The sequence below is a fragment of the Exiguobacterium sp. SH0S1 genome (assembly GCF_004337165.1).
Lineage (GTDB): Bacteria > Bacillota > Bacilli > Exiguobacteriales > Exiguobacteriaceae > Exiguobacterium > Exiguobacterium aurantiacum_A.
In genome coordinates this window covers 13,212-39,410 of sequence record NZ_SJVC01000009.1, presented here as the reverse complement: position 1 = coordinate 39,410, position 26,199 = coordinate 13,212, and the positions used below count along the sequence as shown (strand labels likewise).

Genomic DNA, 26,199 nt, shown 5'->3' with positions numbered 1-26,199 from the left:
AAATTTATTTGACGGTCGTTTTGTATGACGCCTATAATAAGAACACTAACTTACATAGTTCATTATCAATTGCCGGGGGGTATGAAACATGAACGGATGGCCATACGAGCAGTTTGAAACGATGTCAGACGAAGAGCTCGTCTCTCTAGCGCGGAATGAAGGGGATAGTGATGCGCTCGAGTTTTTGATTGAACGTTACCGTTACTTCGTGCGGGCGAAGGCGCGGTCTTACTTTTTGATTGGCGCCGACCACGAGGATATCGTCCAAGAGGGAATGATCGGTCTGTATAAAGGCGTGCGTGACTATCGGGATGAACGCCTCGCGTCGTTTAAGAGTTTTGCCGAGATGTGTATCACCCGTCAGATGATCACGGCGATTAAGACGGCGACGCGTCAGAAGCATATTCCGCTCAACTCATACGTCTCGCTCGACAAGCCGATCTTTGACGATGAGTCTGACCGGACGTTGCTCGACGTGATCATCCCCCCGCATCCGAACGACCCGCAAGACTTGCTCGTCACGCGGGAAGAACAACTGTTCATGGAAGAGAAGATGGATGAGCTCCTCAGTGACTTGGAACGAAAAGTGCTTCGCCTTTATTTAGATGGCCGTTCGTATCAAGAAATCTCTGACGACCTTGACCGTCACGTGAAGTCGATCGATAACGCCTTACAGCGCGTGAAGAAAAAATTCGAGCGGCATGTTGACGTTAAAATGCTGACGAGTTAACTCGTATTGACCGCACGCCTCCTATGTGATACTTTTAAGGCAGCGCCTTGTCCGTAGACGCCATTTACAGGAGGCGTTTTTTTTTCGCTCTTTTTTAATATGGAGCTGTCGAAAGGGGCGCTTATGGATGGCAAAGAAAGTAAGTCTCGAGTGCGCGGATTGCGGGTCAAGAGTTTACTCGACGACCAAGAAAGATGATGTGCAGACGCGGCTCGAGCTGAACAAGTTCTGCCGTCGTTGCAATGCGCACACAACACATCGAGAATCAAAGTAACGTAGATTGGCATTCAACGTAGGAGGAAGCTACCATGAACTTTTTGCGCGATGTATGGAAAGAGTTAAAGAAGACGAGTTGGCCGACTCGTAAAGAGCTCACAAAATATACCATCACAGTCATCGCGACGGTCGTCGTGATCGGCCTGTTCGTGTTCGGCGTAGATACTGGTGTCAGTTATCTCGTCAACCTATTGATTAACTAAGGAAAGAGGTGAAAGCCGTGGAGAAACAATGGTTTGTTGTCCAGACGTACTCTGGCTTTGAGAACAATGTCAAAGAAAACCTAGAACGTCGAATCGGTTCGATGAACATGGAAGATAAAATTTTCCGCGTCCTCGTTCCGACCGAAACAACGCAAGAAGAAGTCACGTTGAAGAGTGGCGAAAAGAAAATTAAAGAGCGTGAAGTGAAAAACTTCCCTGGATATGTCTTCGTCGAGATGATTATGACAGACGATTCATGGTATGTTGTTCGTAACACGCCAAACGTAACGGGCTTCCTCGGATCAACCGGGGGCGGCGCCAAGCCGATCCCGCTCCAGCCTGATGAAGTGACGAACGTCCTTTCGCAGATGGGTCTGATTGAGAAGAAAGACCGTTATAACTATGAGCTTGGCGATCTCGTTCGTGTCAAAGAAGGCGCGTTCGAGAACTTTGAAGGTACGATTGATGAGATCGAAACTGACAAAGAGAAGCTCAAAGTCGTCGTCGACATGTTCGGCCGCGAAACAAAAATTGAGCTTGATTTCGAACAAGTTCAGAAAATTAACTAAAACCCACTTGCCATTCTCGGAAACGGATGGTACAATCGGAAATGTTTGATGTTGTGCTATATTTCAGTACAAACTCGACCTAATAGATTGAGTGGGAGGGCGCACAACGTCCAAGAAACCACATTTTAGACTTAAGGAGGTGTGTCTCGTGGCGAAAAAAGTTACTAAACTCGTTAAACTTCAAATCCCTGCTGGTAAAGCTAACCCAGCACCACCAGTTGGTCCAGCACTTGGTCAAGCAGGTGTTAACATCATGGGATTCTGTAAAGAGTTCAACGCTCGTACACAAGACCAAGCCGGATTGATTATTCCTGTAGTCATTACGGTATACGAAGATCGTTCGTTTACATTCATTACGAAAACTCCACCAGCTGCAGTTCTTTTGAAAAAAGCTGCTGGTATCGAGAGCGGTTCAGGAGAACCGAACCGTAAGAAAGTAGCAACGGTTAAGCGTGATAAAGTTCGCGAAATCGCTGAACTTAAAATGCCTGACCTTAACGCAGCGTCTGTAGAAACAGCGATGCTTATGGTTGAAGGTACTGCGCGCAGTATGGGTATTGTAATCGAAGACTAATTTATTAGTCTCTGGGATTGTCGGTGCATATTTTGCTCACCTTCAATCCCTTCATTATGTGGGAGGAAATTCCGCTAACCACAAGGAGGAAAAGAATCATGGGTAAAAAACACCAAGAAGCAGCTAAGCTTGTTGATCGCACGAAGTCTTACGACCTCGCAGAAGCGGTTGAACTCGTTCAAAAAACTGCAACAGCTAAGTTCGATGAAACAATCGAAATTGCTGTCCGTCTCGGCGTAGATCCGAAGAAAGCGGACCAACAAATCCGCGGTGCCGTTGTACTTCCACACGGTACTGGTAAAACACAAAAAGTTCTCGTCTTTGCAAAAGGCGAAAAAGTTAAAGAAGCTGAAGCGGCTGGCGCTGACTTCGTCGGCGACGCTGAGTACATCACTAAAATCCAACAAGGATGGTTCGACTTCGATGTTATCGTTGCGACACCTGACATGATGGGTGAAGTTGGTAAACTCGGTCGCGTTCTCGGACCAAAAGGCCTCATGCCTAACCCGAAAACAGGCACAGTCACGTTCGACGTTGCGAAAGCAATCGCGGACATCAAAGCTGGTAAAGTTGAGTACCGTGTTGATAAAGCCGGTAACATCCACGTACCAGTTGGTAAGAAGTCATTTGAAGCAACAAAACTCTCTGAGAACATCGAGACTATCCTCGAGACACTCATGAAAGTTAAGCCTGCTACTGCAAAAGGAACTTACCTCAAAAACATCGCGCTTTCTTCGACAATGGGTCCTGGTATCCGTGTCGCGACTGCCGATTTCATCAAGTAATTCACTTGAAATAAACTGTTGACAACGTGTGATGCCGCTGTTAAAGTAAAACACGTTCAACCGAATATGTTGGATTACCGCAGACAGAAGGTGGACATCGGTCCGTAAACCCTTCCGAGGTGTCTTTGCTCGAACTTGAGCCTGTTGTCACAGGTTTACTTTCAAACAATTACGCCCTCGTATGTCTTCATACGAGGGATTTCTTTTTGGAGAGCAGCCTCTCGTCCGGTATAAGAATTGACTAGGAGGTGCACAAACATGGCAAGCGAAAAAATCGTAGCTCAGAAATCGGTACTCGTTGATGAAATCGCTGAGAAAATGCAAGCAAGCGTTGGAACGATCGTTGTTGACTACCGTGGACTTACAGTTGAAGAAGTGACTACACTCCGTAAAACACTTCGTGACGCTGGAATCGAGTTCAAAGTATACAAAAACGGTCTCCTTCGTCGCGCGGCGACTCAGTCTGGTTATGACGGTCTCGATGAAGTCTTCACAGGTCCTACTGCAATCGCGTTCTCGAAAGAAGACGTTATTGCTCCAGCGAAGATCTTGAACGACTTCTCAAAAGAGCACAAAGCGCTCGAACTTAAAGGCGGAATCATCGAAGGCAAAGTAACTTCACTCGAAGAAGTTAAAGCCCTTGCAGAACTTCCATCACGCGATGGTCTTCTCTCGATGCTTCTCAGCGTCCTTCAAGCTCCGATCCGCGGGCTCGCAATCGCAACAAACGCAATCGCAGAACAAAAAGAAGAGCAGTCTGCTTAATCTTTGTCGCGTAGCGTAAAAAAACTTTTTACAACATCAAAGGAGGAAAACCATAATGGCTTTCAACAAAGAGCAATTCATCGAAGACCTCAAATCAATGACGGTTCTCGAACTTAACGAACTCGTAAAAACAATCGAAGAAGAATTCGGCGTATCAGCAGCAGCTCCAGTAGCAGCAGCAGGTGCAGGCGCAGCAGTAGCTGAAGAGCAAACTGAATTCGACGTAATCCTCACAAGCGCAGGTTCTGGTAAGATCAACGTAATCAAAGCAGTACGTGAACTTACTGGCCTCGGTCTTAAAGAAGCAAAAGCACTCGTTGACGGAACTCCGGCTCCAGTCAAAGAAGGCGTTTCTAAAGAAGATGCAGACGCAGTTAAAGCTAAGCTTGAAGAAGCTGGCGCATCTGTCGAAGTTAAGTAATCTAACTTTTACTTCACAACGTATAGAAGCTCGCTATGGCGAGCTTCTTTTATTTCCTTGAAGAGTGGGTTAGGAGGTTCAATGCATGGGAGATCATTACTATACGAACGATCCGAGTTCGAAAAGTGCCCCTGAGACGTGGACGTATGAGTTGCGAGGGAAGATGTATCGCTTCACCTCGGACCGCGGCGTGTTCTCGAAAGGATCGGTCGATTTTGGGTCACGTCTCTTAATCGAGTCATTTGAAGTGCCGGAAGTTGAAGGTCGCATTTTAGATGTAGGCTGCGGCTACGGTCCGATGGGGATCTCGCTTGCCGACGCCTCTGGGCGTGAAGCGCTTCTCGTCGACGTGAACGAACGAGCGCTTGCCTTGTCAGAGCAAAACGCCGCCCAAAATGGGGTGACGATCGAAACACGGCTTAGCCACGCATATGATGGAGTCGGAGGCGAGCAATTTGCCGCTATCGTGACCAATCCGCCGATTCGGGCCGGGAAGCAAGTGGTTCACACGATTTTAAGAGATGCGTACGCGCATCTCGTCATGGGCGGGGCACTCTACGTCGTCATTCAAAAGAAACAAGGAGCGCCTTCTGCTAAGAAGTTGCTTGAAGATGTGTTCGGTCAGGTCGAGACGGTTGCCAAAGACAAAGGCTATTTTATTTTCCGGGCAATTCGCTCTTGACAAACGGTTGAGTCTTGTTGACTCGCTATAACGTATATGCTAACATTATAAAATGCCATTGGAATGGAATTCGCCTTGAATTGCCGCGTTTGCCGCTTTTTAGACGCGGAAAAAGGGCGACATTCAATGACAATGTTCGATTATTACGCCCGAAAAATTCGATAGAGAATTGGGGGTCTGAGAGGTGAATCAGTTGACTGGTCAACTTGTTCAGTACGGTCGTCACCGTCAGAGAAGAAGCTTTGCCCGTATCAGTGAGGTATTAGAGCTTCCGAATTTGATTGAAATTCAAACTGCTTCTTATGAGTGGTTCTTACGTGAAGGATTGAAAGAGATGTTTACCGACATTTCGCCAATCTCCGACTTCACTGGAAACCTCGTGCTTGAGTTCATCGATTACTCGCTTAGCGAGCCGAAATATTCGATTGATGACTCGAAGGAGCGCGACGTCACTTATTCTGCGCCATTGCGCGTGAAAGTACGTCTGCAAAACAAAGAGACAGGTGAGCTTAAAGAACAAGAAGTATTCATGGGTGATTTCCCGATTATGACAGAGTCGGGAACGTTTATTATTAACGGCGCAGAACGCGTCATCGTTTCCCAGCTTGTTCGTTCGCCGAGCGTCTATTACAATTCTAAACTCGATAAAAACGGTAAACGTGGTTTCGGTGCAACAGTCATCCCGAACCGTGGAGCATGGCTCGAACTTGAGACAGATGCTAAGGATATCGTTTATGTTCGTATCGACCGTACCCGTAAAATCCCGGTAACGGTGTTGTTGCGTGCTCTCGGATTTGGTACGGACCAAGAAATTATCGACCTTCTCGGGGATGATGAATATCTTCGGAACACCCTTGAAAAAGATAATACCGAGTCGACAGAGAAAGCGTTGATCGAGATTTACGAGCGTCTCCGCCCTGGTGAACCACCAACGGTTGAAAACGCGAAATCACTTCTCGTCTCACGTTTCTTCGACCCGAAACGCTACGACCTCGCAAACGTTGGTCGTTATAAGATGAACAAAAAACTTCATCTTAAAAACCGTCTCTTCGGTCAGAAATTGGCCGAGACGCTCGTTGACCCAGAGACAGGCGAAGTGATCGCCGAAGCTGGAACAATCCTCGACCGTCGCAACTTAGACCGCGTCCTTCCACATTTGGAAAACGGTCTCGGTTACATGGACGCTGAGCCAACTGGCGGCGTTGCTGAAGGTGAGCCGTTTGGTCTCCAATCGATTAAAGTCATCTCACCGGATGACCCGGATGGAGAGCGTGTCTTGAACATTATCGGTAATGGCAACATCGACCGTAGCATCAAGCACGTCACACCAGCGGATATCATTGCATCGATCAACTACTTCTTCAACTTACTTCACGAAGTCGGAACAACAGATGACATCGACCACTTAGGAAACCGTCGTCTTCGTTCAGTCGGAGAACTTCTCCAAAACCAATTCCGTATCGGTCTTTCTCGTATGGAACGTGTCGTAAAAGAACGGATGTCGATTCAAGATCAAAATGCGATCACACCACAGGCGCTGATTAACATCCGCCCGGTAATCGCATCGCTGAAAGAGTTCTTCGGTAGCTCGCAGTTGTCACAGTTCATGGACCAAACAAACCCGCTCGCAGAGCTCACGCATAAGCGTCGTCTCTCTGCGCTCGGACCGGGTGGTTTGACACGTGAGCGTGCCGGCTTCGAAGTTCGAGATGTTCACTATTCGCACTACGGTCGGATGTGTCCAATCGAAACACCTGAAGGACCGAACATCGGTCTCATCAACTCGCTTTCATCTTTTGCGAAAGTAAACGAGTACGGTTTCATTGAGACACCGTACCGCCGAGTCGACCCAGAAACAGGTCTCGTCACGAGCGAGATTCAATATATGACGGCGGATGAAGAAGATCTCTACGTCGTCGCCCAGGCGAACATGCCGCTCACTGAAGACAGTTACTTTGCAAACGAGCAAGTCCTTTGCCGCTTCCGCGGACAAAACTTGTCAGTTGAGCCAAGTCGAGTCGACTACATGGACGTTTCGCCGAAACAGGTTGTTTCTGCGGCAACAGCATGTATCCCGTTCCTTGAGAACGATGACTCGAACCGTGCCCTCATGGGAGCGAACATGCAACGTCAAGCTGTACCACTCCTTCAACCGGACTCGCCGATTATCGGTACTGGTATGGAGTACGTGTCAGCGAAAGACTCTGGGGCCGCGATTATCGCGAAATACCCAGGTATCGTCGAGCGTGTCACAGCGCGTGAAATCTTGGTCCGCCGCACGTCTGACGTGAACGGAACAACGGTTTCAGGTGACCTTGACCGCTACAAACTTCAAAAGTACGTTCGTTCGAACCAAGGAACGTGCTATAACCAAAAGCCGATCATCGCTGCTGGTGACCAAGTCGAAAAAGGAGAAATCCTTGCTGATGGTCCATCGATGGATATGGGTGAGCTCGCGCTCGGTCGTAACGTCGTTGTCGCCTTCATGACTTGGGACGGTTACAACTATGAGGATGCGATCATCATGAGTGAGCGCCTCGTGAAAGATGACGTCTACACTTCGATTCACATCGAGGAGTATGAGTCAGAGTCACGAGACACGAAACTCGGACCTGAGGAAATCACACGTGATATTCCGAACGTCGGTGATGACGCGCTTCGCAACTTGGACGATCGTGGGATCATCCGCATTGGTGCGGAAGTGAAAGATGGCGATATCCTCGTCGGGAAAGTCACGCCTAAAGGTGTAACTGAACTGACGGCGGAAGAGCGTCTCTTGCATGCGATCTTCGGTGAGAAAGCCCGTGAAGTCCGTGATACGTCACTCCGTGTACCAAACGGCGGCGACGGCATCATCTTGGACGTCAAGGTGTTCGACCGTGAGAACGGCGACGAACTTTCACCGGGTGTGAACCAAATGGTTCGTGTCTACATCGTTCAAAAACGTAAGATTCACGAAGGGGATAAGATGGCGGGACGTCACGGTAACAAAGGTGTTATCTCGCGGATCCTCCCTGAAGAAGACATGCCATACATGCCAGACGGCACACCGATTGACATCATGCTTAACCCACTCGGTGTACCATCGCGGATGAACATCGGTCAGGTACTTGAACTCCACCTTGGAATGGCGGCTAAAAAGCTCGGCATCAAAGTGGCGACACCTGTATTCGATGGCGCACGTGAAGAAGACGTATGGGCAACGATTGAAGAAGCTGGAATGGACAAAGATGCCAAGACTCGTCTCTATGACGGTCGTACTGGTGAACCGTTCGATAACCGCGTCTCGGTCGGTGTCATGTATATGATCAAACTTGCGCACATGGTTGATGATAAACTTCACGCTCGTTCGACAGGACCATACTCGCTCGTTACGCAACAACCGCTCGGTGGTAAAGCACAGTTCGGTGGACAGCGCTTCGGTGAGATGGAAGTTTGGGCACTTGAAGCGTACGGCGCAGCCTACACGCTCCAAGAAATCCTTACAATCAAGTCGGATGACACGGTTGGTCGTGTGAAAGCATACGAAGCAATCGTGAAAGGCGAGAGCGTTCCGAAAGCGGGCGTTCCTGAATCGTTCCGCGTCTTGATCAAAGAGCTTCAAGCGCTCGGTATGGAAGTCAAGATGATGTCTGTGGACGACGAAGAAGTTGAAATGAAAGATGAAGATGACGACAACATCCCGAACGCAACATCGGCGTTAGAACAAGTCGTTCAACCGACTGTTACGGAAGAGGAATAAGGCGAAAAGGGAGGTCGGCCCCTTGGTAGATGTTAATCGATTTGAATATATGAAAATCGGCTTGGCTTCACCCGAAAAGATCCGTTCGTGGTCTTACGGGGAAGTCAAAAAGCCGGAAACAATCAACTATCGTACACTCAAACCAGAGAAGGACGGACTGTTCTGTGAACGAATCTTCGGTCCTACGAAAGACTGGGAATGTTACTGCGGGAAATACAAACGAATCCGATATAAAGGAGTCATTTGTGACCGCTGTGGCGTTGAAGTGACGAAAGCGAAAGTGCGTCGCGAACGTATGGGCCACATCGAGCTCGCGGCTCCGGTTTCGCACATCTGGTACTTCAAAGGGATTCCAAGCCGAATGGGGCTTGTTCTCGATATGTCACCGCGTGCGCTCGAAGAAGTAATCTACTTCGCGTCGTACGTCGTGACAGAACCAGGTGACACTCCGCTCGAGAAGAAACAACTTCTCTCGGAAAAAGAATTCCGTCTCTACCGTGAGAAGTACGGTAGTGACTTTAAAGCAGACATGGGTGCGGAAGCGATCCGGACACTCCTTCAAGACGTACAACTCGAGAAGGAAGTCGGAGAACTCCGCGAAGAATTGAAGACAGTTCAAGGCCAACGTCGTACACGTGCGATCAAACGTCTTGAAGTGCTCGATGCGTTCTTCACGTCGGGGAATGATCCAGATTGGATGATCCTCGAAGTACTTCCTGTCATTCCACCTGAGCTTCGCCCGATGGTGCAGCTCGACGGTGGGCGCTTTGCGACTTCTGACTTGAACGATTTATATCGTCGAGTCATCAACCGTAACAACCGTCTCAAACGTTTGCTCGATCTCGGCGCGCCGAACATCATCGTGCAAAACGAGAAGCGTATGCTTCAAGAAGCGGTTGACGCCCTCATCGACAACGGTCGTCGTGGTCGTCCGGTAACAGGTCCAGGTAACCGTCCACTTAAGTCGCTTTCACATATGTTGAAAGGGAAACAAGGTCGTTTCCGTCAAAACCTTCTTGGTAAACGGGTCGACTACTCAGGACGTTCGGTTATCGTCGTTGGACCAAACTTGAAGATGTTCCAATGTGGTCTCCCGAAAGAGATGGCCCTTGAACTCTTCAAACCGTTCGTGATGAAAGAACTTGTCGGTCGCGGGATCGCGTCGAACATCAAGAACGCCAAACGCAAAATTGAGAAGATGCAACCAGAAATCTGGGGCGTCCTCGAAGAAGTCATTCGTGAGCATCCGGTTCTCTTGAACCGTGCCCCTACACTTCACCGTCTAGGGATTCAAGCTTTCGAACCGATTCTCGTCGAGGGCCGTGCGATTCGTCTACACCCACTCGTATGTACGGCTTACAACGCCGACTTTGATGGTGACCAAATGGCGGTCCACGTACCACTTTCAGCCGAAGCGCAAGCAGAAGCTCGTCTCCTCATGCTCGCTGCACAGAACATCTTGAACCCGAAAGATGGTAAACCAGTTGTTACACCATCGCAGGATATGGTCCTCGGTAACTACTACATCTCGCTTGAACGCGACGATGCCATCGGACAAGGGAAAATTTTGTCGAACGTCAACGAAGCGCTCATCGCGTATCAAAATGGATACGTCCACTTGCATACACGTGTCGCCCTTCCAGCACGTACGCTCAACAACCCGACGTTCACAGCGGAGCAAAATGAGAAAATGTTAATCACGACAGTCGGTAAGATGATCTTTAACGAGATCTTGCCGAACACGTTCCCATACTTGAACGAACCGACGATGGAAAACTTGCAGGAAGCAACGCCTGATAAGTACTTCATCGAAAAAGGTGCCAACGTCGCGGAAGAAATTGCCGCACGTCCACTCATCGAACCGTTCAAAAAAGGATTCCTTGGTAAAGTCATCGCGGAAGTGTTCCAGAAGTTTGAAACGACTGAAACGAGCCGCATGCTTGACCGGATGAAAGATCTCGGCTTCAAACACTCGACTAAAGCGGGTGTGACGGTCGGAATCGCCGATATCATCGTTCTTCCGGACAAACAAGAAATTCTTGATGAAGCGCAAACTCAAGTCGACCAAATCATGAAGTCGTTCCGTCGTGGTCTCATCACTGAAGATGAGCGTTACGAGCGCGTTGTACGCTCTTGGAACGAAGCGAAGGACGAGATTCAATCGCGATTGATGAAATCCCTCAACCGCTTGAACCCGATCTTCATGATGTCTGACTCAGGTGCCCGTGGTAACGCGTCCAACTTCACGCAGCTCGCAGGGATGCGTGGTTTGATGGCCGCTCCATCTGGCCGCATCATCGAACTTCCAATCAAATCGTCGTTCCGTGAGGGACTGACGGTTCAAGAATACTTCATCTCGACGCACGGTGCGCGTAAAGGTCTTGCCGATACAGCCCTTAAAACGGCTGACTCAGGTTACTTGACGCGTCGTCTCGTCGACGTTGCCCAAGATGTCATCATCCGTGAAGAAGATTGTGGAACGGACCGCGGAATCCGCGTTGCCGCTCTCCGCGAAGGCACGGAAGAAATCGAAAACTTGTATGACCGCCTCGTCGGCCGTACAGCGTTCGAGACAGTGGCACATCCGGAAACGGGTGAAGTCATGATTGAGAAGAACCAATTGATCACAGAAGATATCGCCCGCGACATCGTCGACGCTGGTATCGAACGAGTTGAAATCCGTACAGCCTTCACATGTAACACGTCACACGGCGTATGTAAGAAGTGCTACGGCCGCAACTTGGCGACCGGCTCGAACGTTGAAGTTGGCGAAGCAGTCGGAATCATCGCCGCGCAATCAATCGGTGAGCCAGGAACGCAGCTTACAATGCGTACCTTCCACACAGGTGGGGTAGCCGGAGATGATATCACGCAAGGTCTTCCACGTATCCAAGAGGTATTCGAGGCTCGTAACCCGAAAGGGCAAGCGGTCATCTCGGAAATTCCTGGTACGGTCATCGACTTTACCGAGTCGCGTGACAAGCGGGAACTCACGGTCGAAGGACTCAGTGAGACTCGTACGTACACGATTCCGTTCGGAGCGCGTTTACGCGTTCAAATCGGCGACACGGTAGATGCCGGGGAAGTCTTCACGGAAGGTTCGATCGATCCGAAAGAATTGCTCACCGTCCGTGGTGTGTCTGGTGTCCAAAACTATCTTCTTCAAGAAGTTCAAAAAGTATACCGGATGCAAGGGGTAGAAATCGGCGACAAACACGTCGAAGTCATGGTTCGCCAAATGCTTCGTCGCGTCAAAGTCATCGAGTCAGGTGACACGCCACTTCTCCCTGGTTCACTCGTCGACATCGGCGTCTTCAAAGAAGCGTGTAAAGATGTACTTCGCGTAGGTAAGAGCCCAGCAACGGCGAAACCGGTCCTTCTCGGAATCACGAAAGCGTCGCTTGAGACAGATTCGTTCCTCTCGGCCGCTTCGTTCCAAGAAACGACTCGCGTGTTGACAGACGCTGCCATCAAAGGCAAGCGCGACTATCTTCTCGGACTCAAAGAGAACGTCATCATCGGTAAACTCGTGCCAGCTGGTACAGGAATGCCGGTATACCGTGACGTTAAACTTAAAGAAGATGCGTCGAAAGCCGTCCTCGAAGACGCGAACGTCGAGTAAAAACGTCTTGACAGCACTCTTTGGCGGTGCTACTATGATTTAGTGCCGCCAATCGGTTGTTGTCGATGACAATGGTGTCCAGCAGTCGGCAAGCTACTTGGACGTTAACCGATCTTTCTACGGAAAGGTTTGGCTGCTATTATTGCCACTTTCAAGGTATAACTCACGTTTTTGCGAGGTCATGGAATGCCTACGCCTCGTAAAAGCGTTTCGTTATGACCTTAAATGAACCACCCGGGTCGGTGGGTCTAGAAAATAGCATAATTCAGGAAGGGAGGATCTTCAAAGATGCCTACTATCAACCAGTTAGTCCGTAAAGGACGCAAATCGAAAGTCGTTAAATCTGACTCTCCAGCACTTAACAAAGGTTACAACAGTTTCATCAAGTCACAAACAAACGTGAGCTCACCACAAAAACGTGGTGTTTGTACACGTGTTGGTACAATGACTCCGAAGAAACCGAACTCGGCTTTACGTAAGTATGCCCGTGTTCGTTTGACTAACCAAATCGAAGTGACTGCGTACATTCCAGGTATTGGCCACAACCTTCAAGAGCACAGCGTTGTTCTTATCCGCGGAGGACGTGTAAAAGACTTACCAGGAGTACGTTACCACATCGTTCGTGGTGCACTTGACACTGCAGGTGTGGACGGACGTATGCAAGGCCGTTCTAAATACGGTACGAAACGTCCGAAAGCTGCGAAGAAGTAATTCTCGCAAACTAAACTACTGAAATTTTGAAAGGAGGGTACTCGGATGCGTAAAAACCGTGCAGAACGTCGTGACGTTATCGCAGATCCGATCTACAACTCGAAATTGGTAACTCGCCTCATTAACCGTGTCATGTTAGACGGTAAAAAAGGTACAGCTCAAACTATCATTTACAACGCATTTGGTCTCATCGCTGAACGCTCAGGCAAAGAGCCTATGGAAGTGTTCGAAGAAGCAATGACAAACATCATGCCTGTACTTGAAGTTAAAGCTCGCCGTGTAGGTGGAGCAAACTACCAAGTTCCTGTTGAAGTTCGTCCAGAACGCCGTACGACACTTGGTCTTCGTTACCTCGTGAACTACGCTCGTCTCCGCAACGAGAAGACGATGGAGCAACGTATCGCGAATGAAATCATGGATGCAGCCAATAACACTGGTGCTTCTGTTAAGAGACGCGAAGACATGCATAAGATGGCAGAAGCGAACAAAGCGTTTGCTCACTATCGTTGGTAAGTTAAACGTAAAGACCACTCCACGTCACCAAGCGGTGGCTTAATGGAGTGGCTTTCGGGTATAATCATATCGTGTGCCAGCACACGAAAAACACATGCGGAAGGAGAATACCCAGTATGGCAAGAGAATTCTCCCTAAAGAATACTCGTAACATCGGGATCATGGCTCACATCGATGCCGGTAAAACGACTACAACTGAACGTATTCTTTATTACACAGGTCGTATCCACAAGATTGGTGAAACTCATGAAGGAGCTTCACAAATGGACTGGATGGAGCAGGAGCAAGAGCGTGGAATCACGATCACTTCTGCAGCGACGACTGCACAGTGGAATGGCCACCGTGTAAACATCATCGATACACCTGGACACGTAGACTTCACAGTTGAAGTTGAACGTTCACTCCGTGTACTTGATGGCGCAGTTGCTGTACTTGACGCTCAGTCAGGTGTTGAACCACAAACAGAAACTGTATGGCGTCAAGCGACGACATACGGTGTTCCACGTGTCGTATTCGTCAACAAGATGGATAAGATTGGTGCGGACTTCTTGTACTCGGTGAAAACACTTCACGAGCGTTTACACGCTAACGCACACCCGATCCAACTTCCAATCGGCGCAGAAGATGAATTCAAAGGAATCATCGACCTCGTTGAAAGAAAGACATACATGTACTCGAACGACCTCGGTACTGACATCGAAGTAACAGAAGGCTTCCCAGCTGATATGGCTGACCAAGCTGAAGAACTTCGCGGTCGCTTGATCGAAGGCGTTGCGGACTACAACGAAGATTTGATGATGAAATACCTCGAAGGCGAAGAGATCTCAATCGAAGAACTCAAAGCTGGTATTCGTCAAGCAACACTTAGCGTTGAATTCTACCCTGTACTTGTCGGTTCGGCCTTCAAAAACAAAGGTGTTCAATTAATGTTGGACGCTGTTGTTGATTACCTCCCATCACCAGTTGATGTCGAGTCAATCAAAGGGGTTAACCTCGATACAGAAGAAGAAATCACGCGTGAACCTTCTGACGAAGCGCCGTTCTCGGCACTTGCGTTCAAAGTCATGACTGACCCTTACGTCGGTAAATTGACATTCTTCCGTGTGTACTCTGGTACAGCACAAGCTGGTTCGTATGTGAAGAACTCGACTAAAGGGAAGCGCGAGCGTCTCGGTCGTATCCTTCAAATGCATGCAAACAGCCGTGAAGAAATTCCAATGGTATTTGCTGGTGACATCGCCGCTGCTGTTGGTCTTAAAGATACAACGACTGGTGACACACTTTGCTCAGAGAAAGACAACGTCGTTCTCGAGTCAATGACATTCCCAGAACCGGTTATCTCGGTCGCGATCGAACCTAAATCGAAAGCAGACCAAGACAAGATGGGTCAAGCCCTCGCGAAACTCGCAGAAGAGGATCCAACTTTCCGCACTGAAACAAACCAAGAGACTGGTCAAACAATCATCTCTGGTATGGGTGAGCTTCACCTTGATATCCTCGTTGACCGTATGCGTCGCGAATTCAAAGTCGAAGCAAACGTCGGTGCACCACAAGTTGCTTACCGTGAGACAATCCGTAGCGCTGCGAAGATCGATTCGAAATTCGTACGTCAGTCGGGTGGACGCGGTCAGTACGGTCACGTTGTCGTTGAATTCGAACCGAACGTAGAAGGTGCAGGATTCGAATTTGAGAACAAGATCGTCGGTGGTGTTGTTCCACGTGAATACGTACCGGCTGTTCAAAACGGTATTCAAGAAGCTCTCGAAAACGGTATCCTCGCTGGTTACCCAGTAGTTGACGTTAAAGCTGCCCTCGTCTTCGGATCGTACCACGATGTCGACTCGAACGAGATGGCGTTTAAAGTTGCTGCTTCGATGGCGGTCAAACAACTTAAGGAACAAGCGAAAGCTGTCATCCTTGAGCCAATGATGCGTGTTGAAGTTGTCATCCCAGAAGAATACTTGGGAGACATCATGGGTGACGTCACGTCACGCCGTGGACGCGTAGAAGGTATGGAAGCTCGCGGTAACGCACAAGTCGTTAAAGCGATGGTTCCACTTTCAGAAATGTTCGGATATGCAACGTCACTCCGTTCACGTACGCAAGGACGTGGAACGTACTCGATGCACTTCGACCACTATGAAGAAGTACCGAAGTCAATTGCAGAAGAAATCATCAAAAAAGCGAACGGCTAATAACGGTTGTAACGCTGAAATGATTGTTGTAAGCTAAGGAGGACGTATGTTAAAAGTAGCCTACGTCTTCCTAGTTAAATAAAAATTAATTGTCTATAGAGGAGGAATCTAGAATGGGTAAAGAAAAATTCGACCGTTCTAAACCGCACGTTAACGTTGGTACAATTGGCCACGTCGACCACGGTAAAACAACTTTGACTGCAGCGATTTCAGCTGTACTTTCAAAAGCACAAGGGAAAACAGCTACAAAGTTTGACGCAATCGATGGTGCTCCAGAAGAGCGCGAGCGCGGTATCACAATCGCAACAGCTCACATCGAGTACGAAACTGAAAAACGCCACTACGCACACGTTGACTGCCCAGGTCACGCTGACTATGTTAAAAACATGATCACTGGTGCTGCACAAATGGACGGCGCGATCCTCGTTGTTTCGGCAACAGATGGCCCAATGCCACAAACACGTGAGCACATTCTTCTTTCACGTCAAGTAGGTGTTCCTTTCATCGTAGTATTCATGAACAAAGTTGACATGGTTGACGACGAAGAGCTTCTCGAACTCGTTGAGATGGAAATCCGTGAACTTCTTTCTGAATATGACTTCCCAGGCGACGACCTCCCTGTAATCAAAGGTTCAGCTCTTGGCGCGCTTAACGGCGAAGCACAATGGGAAGAAAAAATCATGGAACTCATGAACGCAGTTGATGAGTACATCCCTGAGCCTGTTCGTGACACGGACAAAGACTTCATGATGCCAGTTGAGGACGTATTCTCAATCACTGGTCGCGGTACTGTAGCGACTGGTCGTGTTGAGCGTGGTATTCTCCGCGTCAACGACGAAGTTGAAATCGTTGGTCTTACAGAAGAAACTAAGAAAACTGTATGTACTGGTGTAGAGATGTTCCGTAAGCTTCTTGACTATGCAGAAGCTGGCGACAACATCGGTGCTCTTCTCCGTGGTGTATCACGTGAAGACATCGAGCGTGGACAAGTACTTGCTAAACCAGGTACAATCACTCCGCACTCTAAATTCAAAGCTTCAATCTACGTTCTTTCTAAAGAAGAGGGTGGCCGTCACACGCCATTCTTCGCGAACTACCGTCCGCAGTTCTACTTCCGTACAACTGACGTAACAGGTATCGTTCACCTTCCAGAAGGTACTGAAATGGTAATGCCAGGAGACAACATCGAGTTGACGATCGAATTGATTTCTACAATCGCGATCGAAGACGGAACACGTTTCTCAATCCGTGAGGGTGGCCGTACTGTAGGTGCTGGTTCGGTAACAGAAATCATCGAGTAATCGATGTCTTAAGCAGTCCGCATTTGCGGGCTGCTTTTTTGTTTTTTGAAACGAAGTGATAGGATAGGAGATAGGATTGTAGGAAGGAGAATCGATGATGGAAAAGCAAATGGAGACGCTTTGCCGGTTGAACGGCGTTGCCTGTCGCTTTGGCGGGTCAAGTTTACTCAAGCATCACGGGATCGTCGAGACGGCGCGTGACTTAGATCTGTTCGTTGAGCCTGACCAGTTCGAGACGATTGACCGTGTGCTCAGCCGTGCCGGAAAAAAAGAAGAGTCTGGTCCGCACGACGAGTATATGACGACTTACTTTGGCGAATATACGTTTGAAGGCCAGGACATCGACGTGATGGCTAGTTTTCGGATGCGTTGCACGGACGGGATTTATACGCATCCTTACATTGAACCGGACGAGAGTTGGATGCATCTTGAAGAGTGGGTCGTCCTCTATTCAGTGATGGGGCGGGAAGAGAAAGTCGACAAGCTGCACGAATACTTTATGACGCACCCGTTCAACAACTCGATTGTGCAAACGTGTTTGAAACGAGCTCCGGCATCGGTCGTCGAAGCCGTCACTGAGCAGTTTAAAGAGTATATGAAACGCTAGGAAGAGTTGGCATGGGCCTCCTTTTGAAAAATAGTTCAACAAAAGAAGGAAAAGAACTTGCAAAAGGGTTCGAATCTTGTTACATTAGTGAACGTTGAACAACTCATCAGACATCCGGCACGATCGAAAAAAATCAAATCTTGCATTTGTTTTGCAGATTCGATATAATGATTAAGTGTTTGTGCGAGTGGTGAGAGACTTTACAGCAGAAACTGGGTTCTATCGTTGATTTGCAATGATCGGATGCCTCTGCTGACACAAGCACGCTGCGATGAAGCGGGAGGTTATGACACGCCAGGCAGCTTTGCCATGGCCGGTGTGGAAATTTCCGCTGAGAACTGTCTATTTTTAAAAGTAGGCGACAAAGGAGGGAAACTTACATGGCAAATGAAAAAATCCGTATTCGCTTAAAAGCATACGACCATCGCGTTCTCGATCAATCAGCTGAGAAAATCGTTGAAACTGCGAAACGTTCAGGTGCGAAGGTCTCGGGCCCAATCCCGCTTCCAACTGACAAATCGATCTACACGATCCTTCGTGCGGTCCACAAGTATAAAGATGCTCGTGAACAGTTCGAAATGCGTACACACAAACGCTTGATCGACATCGTTAACCCAACACCAAAAACGGTTGATGCGCTTATGCGTCTCGAATTACCATCAGGTGTTGACATCGAAATCAAACTTTAATTCTTCATATAGTAGATACTAGCCAGAAGAGACAATAATTATTAAACAGGAGGTGTATCTCATGGCTAAAGGAATCTTAGGAACAAAACTTGGTATGACTCAAATCTTCAACGAAGCAGGCGAAGTCGTACCGGTAACAGTAGTTGCTGTCGAAGGAAACGTCGTGCTTCAAGTTAAAACACTTGAAACAGACGGTTACGAAGCAGTTCAACTCGGTTTTGGAGACATCAAAGAATCACGTCAAAACAAACCGGCAAAAGGTCACGCTGCGAAAGCAAGCGCGACACCTAAGCGCTTCATGAAAGAAATTCGTACTTCAGTAGAAGGATACGAAATCGGTCAAGAGATCAAGGCGGACATTTTCGCTGCAGGTGAATTAGTGGACGTAACAGGTACTTCAAAAGGTAAAGGATTCCAAGGTGCGATTAAGCGTCACGGACAATCACGTGGACCAATGTCCCACGGTTCGCGTTACCACCGTCGCCCTGGTTCAATGGGTCCTGTAGCGCCTAACCGCGTATTTAAAGGGAAGCTTCTTCCTGGTCAAATGGGTGGCGAGCGTAAAACGATTCAAAACCTTGAAATTGTCAAAGTTGACGTGGAACGCGGCCTTGTACTCGTTAAAGGCGCAATCCCAGGCGCTCGTAAATCGAACGTCATCATCAAGACAGCTGTCAAAGGTAACTAATTAACTGCACGGAAAGGAGGAATTACGAATGCCTAAAGTAGCTTTGCTAAACCAAACAGGTTCACAAGTTGGCGAAATCGAATTGGCTGAAGCCATTTTCGGTATCGAGCCAAACGAATCAGTACTTTATGACGCGATCGTCATGCAACAAGCATCACGCCGTCAAGGTACTCACGATACGAAAGGTCGCTCGGAAGTACGCGGTGGCGGCCGTAAACCATGGAAACAAAAGGGAACTGGTCGTGCGCGCCAAGGTTCGATCCGCTCACCACAATGGGTTGGTGGTGGAACAGTCTTCGGTCCAACTCCACGTTCATACTCTTACAAGCTTCCTAAAAAAGTTCGTCGTCTTGCACTTCTCTCGGCTTTGTCGTCGAAAGTACAAAACAACGAAATGATCGTCCTCGAAGGCCTTGCTTTCGATGCACCAAAAACAAAAGATATGGTCGCAGTACTTCTTGGCCTATCAGTAGAACGTAAGGCTCTTGTAGTCACAGCGGACTACAATGAGACTATCGCTCTCGCAGCTCGTAACATCCCAGGAGTGACTGTAATCGAGGCAGCGGGCGTTAACGTTCTTGACCTCATTGCTAACGATAAAGTCATCTTCACTAAAGATGCGGTTGCGAAGGTAGAGGAGGTGCTTGCATAATGGCTCAAGCATACGATATCATCAAACGTCCGATCATCACTGAGCGTTCAGTTAGCCTCATGGAAGCTAACAAATACGTTTTCGAGATCGAAGTTAAAGCGACTAAATCACAAGTGAAGCACGCTATCGAAACAATTTTCAACGTGAAAGTTGCTTCGGTAAACACAATGAACATGAAACCGAAAGCGAAACGTGTCGGTCGTCACTCTGGTTACACATCGCGTCGTAAAAAAGCGATCGTAACTCTTGCTGAAGGCAACACAATCGACTTCCTCGGTTAATTTACTACCTTAGAAGAAAAGGAGGGAATCCTCGATGGCAATTAAAAAGTTTAAGCCGACCACTAACGGTCGCCGTAACATGACATCTCTCGACTTTGCAGAGATCACAACGAACCGTCCTGAGAAATCGTTAACTGAAAAGCTTTCGAAAAAAGGCGGTCGTAACAACCAAGGTCGTTTGACTGTACGTCACCAAGGTGGCGGGCACAAACGCAAATACCGTATCATCGATTTCAAACGTAACAAAGATGCTATCATCGGACGCGTTGCTACGATCGAATACGATCCAAACCGTTCAGCTAACATCGCCCTCATCAACTATGCAGATGGTGAGAAACGTTACATCCTCGCTCCTAAGGGCATCAAAGTAGGCATGGAAATCATGTCTGGTCCTGAAGCGGATATCAAAGTGGGGAACGCTCTTCCACTCGTAAACATCCCTGTCGGTACTACTATCCACAACATCGAGCTTAAGCCTGGTAAAGGCGGTCAGCTTGTTCGTGCGGCTGGTGCATCGGCACAAATCCAAGGACGTGACGGCAAGTACGTCATCGTTCGTCTTCAATCAGGTGAATCACGCTTGTTCCTCGGCACTTGCCGCGCTACAATCGGTTCAGTTGGTAACGAAGAACACGAACTCGTAAACATCGGTAAAGCAGGACGTTCACGTTGGTTAGGCAAACGCCCAACAGTACGTGGTTCTGTAATGAACCCAGTTGATCACCCACACGGTGGTGGTGAAGGTCGTGCGCCAATCGGTCGTTCGGGCCCACTTACTCCTTGGGGTAAACCAGCTCTTGGTTACAAAACTCGTAAGAAAAACAAATCGAGCGACATGTACATCCTTCGTCGTCGTAAGAAATAATTATCACATGATTCTTGGGCGGTTCGAAAGAGCCGTTCCCGAATCATTCCAAAGGGAGGTTCTATCATGGGTCGCAGCTTGAAAAAAGGTCCATTCGCAGATCACCATTTGCTCGCTAAAGTTGACAAACTTAACGAATCTGGTGAGAAGCAAGTCATCAAAACTTGGTCACGTCGCTCGACAATCTTCCCAGAATTCATGGGTCACACGTTCGGTGTACACGATGGTCGTAAACACGTACCAGTATTCGTGACAGAAGACATGGTCGGTCACAAACTTGGTGAATTCGCTCCAACACGCACGTACAAAGGTCACGGATCAGACAAGAAAACGAAACGGTAATCTGAGGGGAGGTCAAATCCATGCAAGCTAAAGCATCAGCTAATATGGTCCGTCTTGCTCCTCGCAAAGCACGTCTCGTTGTAGACTTAATTCGCGGGAAACAAGTCGGCGAAGCGCTCTCTGTCCTTGCTCACACGAACAAGGCAGCGTCGCCAATCGTTGAAAAAGTATTAAAATCAGCGATCGCTAACGCAGAGCACAACTACGATATGAACATTGAGAACCTTGTTGTATCTGAAATTTTCGTCAACGAAGGTCCAACACTCAAACGCTTCCGCCCACGTGCGATGGGTCGCGCAAGTCGTATTAACAAACGCACAAGCCACATTCACATCGTGGTAACTGAGAAATAAGGAGGGATATGTAGTGGGTCAAAAGGTAAATCCGCACGGTTTTCGCGTTGGTGTTATCAAAGACTGGGATTCGCGTTGGTACGCTGAGAAAGACTACGCAGATCTCCTTCATGAAGACTACGTTATTCGTGAATACATCGAAAACAAAATGAAGGATGCTAGTGTGGCTAAAGTTGAAATCGAACGCGCTGCAAACCGCGTAAACATTTCGCTTCACACTGCGAAACCAGGTATGGTCATCGGTAAAGGTGGTTCGGAAATCGAGTCACTCCGTAAAAATATCACAAAGCTTGCTGAAGGCAAACGTGTTCACATCAACGTTGTTGAAGTGAAAAACGCGGATGCAGTCGCTAAGCTTGTTGCTGAAAACATCGCTCGTCAATTGGAAGGCCGTGTGTCATTCCGTCGTGCAATGAAACAGTCAATTCAACGTTCGATGCGCACTGGCATCAAAGGGATCAAAACAGAAGTTTCTGGTCGTCTTGGTGGCGCTGATATCGCTCGTTCAGAGAAGTACTCAGAAGGATCAGTTCCGCTTCATACAATCCGTGCCGATATCGACTACGGAACAGCTGAAGCTGACACAACTTATGGTAAAATCGGAATTAAAGTATGGCTTTACCACGGAGAAGTTCTTCCAACAAAAAACACTAAATAATAAACACTCTTTCAGGAAGGAGGCAACACACTATGTTGTTACCTAAACGCGTGAAATATCGTCGTGTACACCGTGGTAAAATGCGCGGAAATGCAAAACGCGGCACAACAGTACATTTCGGTGAATTCGGTCTCCAATCGCTCGAAGCGAGCTGGATCACAAACCGTCAAATCGAATCAGCACGTATCGCAATGACACGTTATATGAAACGTGGCGGTAAAGTGTGGATCAAGATCTTCCCACACAAGCCGTACACTAAAAAGCCTCTCGAAGTTCGAATGGGTTCGGGTAAAGGTGCTCCAGAAGGCTGGGTAGCTGTAGTTAAGCCTGGTAAAGTAATGTTCGAAATCGCGGGTGTATCTGAGGAAGTCGCACGTGAGGCACTTCGCCTTGCAGCGCACAAACTTCCAGTGAAATGTAAGTTCGTGAAACGTGAAGAAAATGGTGGTGATACGAATGAAAGCAACTGATCTCCGTCAATCAACAAATGAAGAGCTCAACGGTAAAGTAGGCGAGTGGAAAGAAGAACTCTTTAACCTTCGTTTCCAATTAGCTACAGGTCAGCTTGAGAATCCTGCTCGTATCCGTGAAGTACGCAAGTCGATTGCGCGTGCTAAAACGATTCTTCGTGAACGCGAACTCGGCATCAACAACGGCTAATCTAATCGGATTATTGAAGAGGAGGTAACACTCATGGAACGCAATAAGCGTAAAGTACTCACTGGACGCGTCGTGTCTGACAAAATGGACAAAACGATCGTCGTTGCAGTTGAAACAAAAGTACGTCATAAGCTTTATGGAAAACGTGTAAACTACACGAAGAAATTTAAAGCGCACGATGAGAACAATGTCGCTAAAGTAGGCGATGTGGTCCGCATCGCGGAAACACGTCCGCTTTCTAAAGACAAACGTTTCCGTCTCGTAACAGTAGTAGAAGAATCAGTAATCATCTAATAACAGTTCGGATCTATAAACATCCGGAGGGAGGTACACTCGCATGATTCAACAAGAATCTCGCTTGAAAGTAGCAGACAACTCTGGCGCGCGTGAACTGTTGACAATTAAAGTCCTCGGTGGTTCAGGTCGTAAGACTGCAAACATCGGTGACATCATCGTCGCGACGGTAAAACAAGCAACACCAGGTGGCGTTGTTAAAAAAGGTGACGTTGTCAGAGCAGTTGTCGTTCGTACAAAACGCGGCGCTCGTCGTAAAGATGGTTCGTACATCCGTTTCGATGAGAACGCAGCAGTCATCATCAAAGATGACAAGAGCCCACGCGGCACTCGGATCTTCGGGCCAGTTGCACGTGAACTTCGTGAAAAAGAATTCATGAAGATCGTTTCGTTGGCACCGGAAGTACTTTAATTTCCAATTTCAATCCTATAAGGAGGTGCGCAAAACGATGCATGTTAAAAAAGGCGATACAGTCCAGGTAATGTCTGGTAAAGATAAAGGCAAGCAAGGGGTTATCCTCAAAGCTATGCCAAGCAAGAACCGCGTAGTCGTTGAAGGGGTTAACGTGATGAAAAAACACGCTAAACCATCACAAGCGAATCCACAAGGCGGTATCCTTGAAATCGAAGCACCAATTCACGTCTCGAACGTCATGCCAATCGACCCTAAAACGGGCAAACCAACTCGCGTTGGTTTCCAAGTAGTCGATGGTAAAAAAGTTCGTGTCGCGAAATCGGGCGAAGTACTCGATAAATAAGAACAACGTGACGAAAGGAGGTCCATTCGACTATGAACCGTTTGCAAGAGAAGTATAAAAGCGACATCGTGAAAGCGATGATGGATAAATTCAACTATGACTCGGTTATGCAAGTGCCACAAGTCGACAAGATCGTCATCAACATGGGTGTAGGTGACGCTGTTTCGAACTCGAAAGCTCTTGACATGGCAGTGGAAGAATTATCAATTCTTTCAGGTCAAAAACCACTCGTAACGAAGGCTAAGAAATCAATCGCTGGTTTCAAACTTCGTGAGGGCATGCCGATCGGTGCGAAAGTAACACTTCGTGGCGAGCGCATGTACGATTTCCTCGACAAATTAGTAACTGTTTCACTTCCACGTGTACGTGACTTCCGCGGTGTATCGAAGAAAGCATTCGACGGACGCGGTAACTACACGCTTGGTGTGAAAGAGCAACTTATTTTCCCTGAAATCGATTACGATAAAGTAACTAAAGTACGCGGTATGGATATCGTTGTTGTTACAACAGCGAACACAGACGAAGAAGCACGTGAATTGCTCACACTTCTCGGAATGCCATTCCAAAAATAATAAAGGGAGGTCGACAACATGGCTAAAAAGTCAATGGTGAATCGCGAGCAAAAACGCGAGAAACTCGTTGCCCAGTACGCTGAGAGACGCGCGCAATTAAAAGCTGAAGGCGACTACATCGGACTCAGCAAATTGCCACGTAACTCGTCACCTGTACGTCTTCATAACCGTTGCCGTATCACAGGTCGTCCACATGGTTACATGGGTAAATTCGGGATCAGCCGTATCAAGTTCCGTGATCTTGCATACAAAGGTCAAATCCCTGGTGTTAAAAAAGCAAGTTGGTAATCCACTAACAGTGTGAAAGGAGGTACATCGCATGGTAATGACAGACCCTATTGCAGATATGCTTACACGTATCCGTAACGCTAACATGGTTCGCCATGAAAAATTGGAGCTTCCAGCTTCTAATATCAAACGTGAGGTTGCAGAGATCCTCAAGCGTGAAGGTTTCATTCGCGATGTTGAATATATCGAGGACGCTAAACAAGGTACACTTCGTCTTTTCCTTAAATATGGAGCAAGCAACGAACGTGTTATCACTGGTCTCAAACGTATTTCGAAACCAGGTCTTCGTGTATATGCAAAAGCAGATGAAGTACCAAAAGTACTCGGAGGACTCGGTATCGCAGTTCTTTCGACATCAAAAGGTCTTATGACTGATAAAGAAGCTCGCCAACAACAAGTCGGCGGCGAAGTGCTCGCCTACATCTGGTAAGTCACTTTTCTAACAAGAACGGAGGTGTAATCAATGTCACGTATTGGTAAAAAACCAGTTACGATTCCAGCTGGCGTTACTGTAACGGTTGCAGAAGGCAACATTGTCACAGTAAAAGGTGCTAAAGGTGAACTTTCGCTTTCAGCTAACCCAGCCTTGGAAGTCAAAATTGAAGAAAACGAACTAACTGTTGTTCGTCCGGATGACTCGAAAGAGAACCGTACGATCCACGGTACGACACGTGCCCTCATCGCCAACATGGTGGAAGGTGTGTCTAACGGGTTCCAGAAAACACTTGAGATCTCAGGGGTTGGTTACCGTGCTGCTAAGCAAGGTAACAAACTCGTCCTCAGCCTCGGTTACTCGCATCCAATCGAGTACGTTGCTGAAGAAGGTATCGAGATCGAAGTTCCTTCAAACACGCAAATCATCGTAAAAGGGATTAGCAAAGAGCGCGTCGGTCACGTTGCAGCTCAAATCCGCTCGTACCGTGCTCCAGAACCTTACAAAGGTAAAGGTGTTCGTTACTCTGATGAACGTATTCGCCGTAAAGAAGGTAAGACTGGTAAGTAATTCGTCACGAAATGAACGGAAAGGAGTGGCATAAATGATCACAAAAGCAGATAAAAATGCAGTTCGTAAGAAACGTCATGCTCGTGTACGTCGTACGATCACCGGGACGGCAGCTCGTCCACGTTTGAACGTATTCCGTTCGAGCAAGAACATCTACGTACAACTTATCGATGACGCGTCACAAACAACGCTTGTGTCAGCATCTTCGAAAGATAAAGCACTCGATCTTACAAACGGCGGCAACGTTGAAGCAGCGAAAGCTGTTGGTAAACTTGCAGCTGAACGTGCACTCGAGAAAGGTATCGACACTGTTGTGTTCGACCGTGGTGGATACCTCTATCATGGCCGCGTCAAAGCTGTTGCAGAAGCAGCTCGTGAAGCGGGTCTTAAATTCTAACAA

34 protein-coding genes and 1 other annotated feature are annotated in these 26,199 nt (G+C 47.9%); all 34 genes read left to right on the top strand.

Annotated elements, in window-relative coordinates; all coding sequences use genetic code 11:
- The first annotated feature begins 88 nt into the window (after window positions 1-88).
- The 34 genes from sigH to rplR all read left to right on the top strand — a co-directional run bounded on the left by sigH (window position 89) and on the right by rplR (window position 26,196).
- On the top strand, window positions 89-730 hold the full coding sequence (sigH, locus tag EVJ20_RS14355; RefSeq protein ID WP_131508708.1) for an RNA polymerase sporulation sigma factor SigH: 642 nt from the start codon (window positions 89-91) through the stop codon (window positions 728-730).
- 127 nt (window positions 731-857) lie between these two features.
- Window positions 858-1,004, top strand: a complete 147-nt coding sequence (gene rpmG, locus EVJ20_RS14350; RefSeq protein ID WP_083274150.1) for a 50S ribosomal protein L33 — start codon at window positions 858-860, stop codon at window positions 1,002-1,004.
- A 34-nt stretch (window positions 1,005-1,038) separates the two neighbouring features.
- Window positions 1,039-1,209, top strand: coding sequence for a preprotein translocase subunit SecE (gene secE / locus EVJ20_RS14345; RefSeq protein ID WP_012727692.1), 171 nt, complete (start codon window positions 1,039-1,041; stop codon window positions 1,207-1,209).
- A 17-nt stretch (window positions 1,210-1,226) separates the two neighbouring features.
- Window positions 1,227-1,778 carry a transcription termination/antitermination protein NusG gene (gene nusG / locus EVJ20_RS14340; protein ID WP_016508920.1) on the top strand — a complete coding sequence of 184 codons (552 nt, stop codon included), beginning with the start codon at window positions 1,227-1,229 and terminating at the stop codon, window positions 1,776-1,778.
- 148 nt (window positions 1,779-1,926) lie between these two features.
- A complete protein-coding gene (rplK, locus tag EVJ20_RS14335) occupies window positions 1,927-2,352 on the top strand; it encodes a 50S ribosomal protein L11 (RefSeq protein WP_070329252.1) in 426 nt (141 codons plus the stop codon).
- A 98-nt stretch (window positions 2,353-2,450) separates the two neighbouring features.
- Window positions 2,451-3,137, top strand: coding sequence for a 50S ribosomal protein L1 (gene rplA / locus EVJ20_RS14330; RefSeq protein WP_083274148.1), 687 nt, complete (start codon window positions 2,451-2,453; stop codon window positions 3,135-3,137).
- A gap of 59 nt (window positions 3,138-3,196) precedes the next feature.
- Window positions 3,197-3,350 (top strand) — a sequence feature (ribosomal protein L10 leader region).
- Between the two features lie 45 nt (window positions 3,351-3,395).
- Complete coding sequence (gene rplJ, locus EVJ20_RS14325; protein ID WP_070329251.1) at window positions 3,396-3,902, top strand: 50S ribosomal protein L10; 507 nt, start codon at window positions 3,396-3,398, stop codon at window positions 3,900-3,902.
- A gap of 55 nt (window positions 3,903-3,957) precedes the next feature.
- The gene (gene rplL / locus EVJ20_RS14320) at window positions 3,958-4,323 is read left to right on the top strand and encodes a 50S ribosomal protein L7/L12 (protein ID WP_070329250.1); all 366 of its coding nucleotides are present in this window, start codon (window positions 3,958-3,960) and stop codon (window positions 4,321-4,323) included.
- Window positions 4,324-4,408: 85 nt separating this feature from the next.
- Window positions 4,409-5,005 carry a class I SAM-dependent methyltransferase gene (locus tag EVJ20_RS14315; RefSeq protein ID WP_131441633.1) on the top strand — a complete coding sequence of 199 codons (597 nt, stop codon included), beginning with the start codon at window positions 4,409-4,411 and terminating at the stop codon, window positions 5,003-5,005.
- A 193-nt stretch (window positions 5,006-5,198) separates the two neighbouring features.
- Window positions 5,199-8,747, top strand: a complete 3,549-nt coding sequence (gene rpoB / locus EVJ20_RS14310) for a DNA-directed RNA polymerase subunit beta (RefSeq protein ID WP_131508718.1) — start codon at window positions 5,199-5,201, stop codon at window positions 8,745-8,747.
- A gap of 22 nt (window positions 8,748-8,769) precedes the next feature.
- The gene (rpoC, locus tag EVJ20_RS14305; RefSeq protein WP_070329248.1) at window positions 8,770-12,369 is read left to right on the top strand and encodes a DNA-directed RNA polymerase subunit beta'; all 3,600 of its coding nucleotides are present in this window, start codon (window positions 8,770-8,772) and stop codon (window positions 12,367-12,369) included.
- 288 nt (window positions 12,370-12,657) lie between these two features.
- On the top strand, window positions 12,658-13,080 hold the full coding sequence (rpsL, locus tag EVJ20_RS14300) for a 30S ribosomal protein S12 (protein WP_012727683.1): 423 nt from the start codon (window positions 12,658-12,660) through the stop codon (window positions 13,078-13,080).
- Between the two features lie 45 nt (window positions 13,081-13,125).
- Window positions 13,126-13,593, top strand: a complete 468-nt coding sequence (gene rpsG / locus EVJ20_RS14295; protein ID WP_016508928.1) for a 30S ribosomal protein S7 — start codon at window positions 13,126-13,128, stop codon at window positions 13,591-13,593.
- Window positions 13,594-13,709: 116 nt separating this feature from the next.
- Window positions 13,710-15,788: an elongation factor G gene (gene fusA / locus EVJ20_RS14290; protein WP_131508706.1), complete on the top strand. Its 2,079-nt coding sequence runs from the start codon at window positions 13,710-13,712 to the stop codon at window positions 15,786-15,788.
- Between the two features lie 113 nt (window positions 15,789-15,901).
- The gene (gene tuf / locus EVJ20_RS14285; protein WP_131508704.1) at window positions 15,902-17,089 is read left to right on the top strand and encodes an elongation factor Tu; all 1,188 of its coding nucleotides are present in this window, start codon (window positions 15,902-15,904) and stop codon (window positions 17,087-17,089) included.
- 97 nt (window positions 17,090-17,186) lie between these two features.
- Window positions 17,187-17,696 carry a hypothetical protein gene (locus tag EVJ20_RS14280; protein ID WP_131508702.1) on the top strand — a complete coding sequence of 170 codons (510 nt, stop codon included), beginning with the start codon at window positions 17,187-17,189 and terminating at the stop codon, window positions 17,694-17,696.
- A gap of 380 nt (window positions 17,697-18,076) precedes the next feature.
- The gene (gene rpsJ / locus EVJ20_RS14275; protein WP_016508894.1) at window positions 18,077-18,385 is read left to right on the top strand and encodes a 30S ribosomal protein S10; all 309 of its coding nucleotides are present in this window, start codon (window positions 18,077-18,079) and stop codon (window positions 18,383-18,385) included.
- Window positions 18,386-18,446: 61 nt separating this feature from the next.
- Window positions 18,447-19,073: a 50S ribosomal protein L3 gene (gene rplC / locus EVJ20_RS14270; RefSeq protein WP_016508913.1), complete on the top strand. Its 627-nt coding sequence runs from the start codon at window positions 18,447-18,449 to the stop codon at window positions 19,071-19,073.
- A 28-nt stretch (window positions 19,074-19,101) separates the two neighbouring features.
- Window positions 19,102-19,725 (top strand): 50S ribosomal protein L4, encoded by a 624-nt coding sequence (gene rplD / locus EVJ20_RS14265; RefSeq protein ID WP_070329244.1) that lies wholly within the window; start codon window positions 19,102-19,104, stop codon window positions 19,723-19,725.
- Complete coding sequence (rplW, locus tag EVJ20_RS14260) at window positions 19,725-20,006, top strand: 50S ribosomal protein L23 (RefSeq protein WP_024372184.1); 282 nt, start codon at window positions 19,725-19,727, stop codon at window positions 20,004-20,006. The genes rplD and rplW overlap by 1 nt, the downstream gene beginning before the upstream one ends.
- A 34-nt stretch (window positions 20,007-20,040) precedes the next feature.
- Complete coding sequence (gene rplB / locus EVJ20_RS14255; RefSeq protein ID WP_070329243.1) at window positions 20,041-20,871, top strand: 50S ribosomal protein L2; 831 nt, start codon at window positions 20,041-20,043, stop codon at window positions 20,869-20,871.
- 66 nt (window positions 20,872-20,937) lie between these two features.
- Window positions 20,938-21,213 (top strand): 30S ribosomal protein S19, encoded by a 276-nt coding sequence (gene rpsS / locus EVJ20_RS14250; protein ID WP_012727673.1) that lies wholly within the window; start codon window positions 20,938-20,940, stop codon window positions 21,211-21,213.
- Window positions 21,214-21,233: 20 nt separating this feature from the next.
- Window positions 21,234-21,566 carry a 50S ribosomal protein L22 gene (gene rplV, locus EVJ20_RS14245; RefSeq protein WP_021066609.1) on the top strand — a complete coding sequence of 111 codons (333 nt, stop codon included), beginning with the start codon at window positions 21,234-21,236 and terminating at the stop codon, window positions 21,564-21,566.
- Window positions 21,567-21,579: 13 nt separating this feature from the next.
- Entirely contained in the window at window positions 21,580-22,224 is a 645-nt protein-coding gene (gene rpsC / locus EVJ20_RS14240; RefSeq protein WP_035386108.1) for a 30S ribosomal protein S3, read from the top strand.
- Window positions 22,225-22,256: 32 nt separating this feature from the next.
- Window positions 22,257-22,694 carry a 50S ribosomal protein L16 gene (gene rplP, locus EVJ20_RS14235; protein WP_016508922.1) on the top strand — a complete coding sequence of 146 codons (438 nt, stop codon included), beginning with the start codon at window positions 22,257-22,259 and terminating at the stop codon, window positions 22,692-22,694.
- Window positions 22,681-22,884 carry a 50S ribosomal protein L29 gene (rpmC, locus tag EVJ20_RS14230; protein ID WP_016508900.1) on the top strand — a complete coding sequence of 68 codons (204 nt, stop codon included), beginning with the start codon at window positions 22,681-22,683 and terminating at the stop codon, window positions 22,882-22,884. Before rplP ends, rpmC begins: the two co-directional genes overlap by 14 nt.
- 33 nt (window positions 22,885-22,917) lie before the next feature.
- A complete protein-coding gene (gene rpsQ, locus EVJ20_RS14225) occupies window positions 22,918-23,178 on the top strand; it encodes a 30S ribosomal protein S17 (RefSeq protein WP_016508930.1) in 261 nt (86 codons plus the stop codon).
- A 43-nt stretch (window positions 23,179-23,221) separates the two neighbouring features.
- Window positions 23,222-23,590 (top strand): 50S ribosomal protein L14, encoded by a 369-nt coding sequence (gene rplN / locus EVJ20_RS14220; protein ID WP_012727667.1) that lies wholly within the window; start codon window positions 23,222-23,224, stop codon window positions 23,588-23,590.
- A 37-nt stretch (window positions 23,591-23,627) separates the two neighbouring features.
- A complete protein-coding gene (gene rplX, locus EVJ20_RS14215; protein ID WP_070329242.1) occupies window positions 23,628-23,936 on the top strand; it encodes a 50S ribosomal protein L24 in 309 nt (102 codons plus the stop codon).
- 32 nt (window positions 23,937-23,968) lie between these two features.
- Window positions 23,969-24,508 carry a 50S ribosomal protein L5 gene (rplE, locus tag EVJ20_RS14210; protein WP_016508927.1) on the top strand — a complete coding sequence of 180 codons (540 nt, stop codon included), beginning with the start codon at window positions 23,969-23,971 and terminating at the stop codon, window positions 24,506-24,508.
- Between the two features lie 18 nt (window positions 24,509-24,526).
- A complete protein-coding gene (rpsN, locus tag EVJ20_RS14205; RefSeq protein WP_035386110.1) occupies window positions 24,527-24,796 on the top strand; it encodes a 30S ribosomal protein S14 in 270 nt (89 codons plus the stop codon).
- Window positions 24,797-24,827: 31 nt separating this feature from the next.
- Window positions 24,828-25,226 carry a 30S ribosomal protein S8 gene (gene rpsH / locus EVJ20_RS14200; RefSeq protein ID WP_021066614.1) on the top strand — a complete coding sequence of 133 codons (399 nt, stop codon included), beginning with the start codon at window positions 24,828-24,830 and terminating at the stop codon, window positions 25,224-25,226.
- A gap of 33 nt (window positions 25,227-25,259) precedes the next feature.
- Entirely contained in the window at window positions 25,260-25,799 is a 540-nt protein-coding gene (gene rplF / locus EVJ20_RS14195) for a 50S ribosomal protein L6 (protein WP_016508938.1), read from the top strand.
- A 34-nt stretch (window positions 25,800-25,833) separates the two neighbouring features.
- Window positions 25,834-26,196: a 50S ribosomal protein L18 gene (rplR, locus tag EVJ20_RS14190; protein WP_070329241.1), complete on the top strand. Its 363-nt coding sequence runs from the start codon at window positions 25,834-25,836 to the stop codon at window positions 26,194-26,196.
- Window positions 26,197-26,199: the final 3 nt, after the last annotated feature.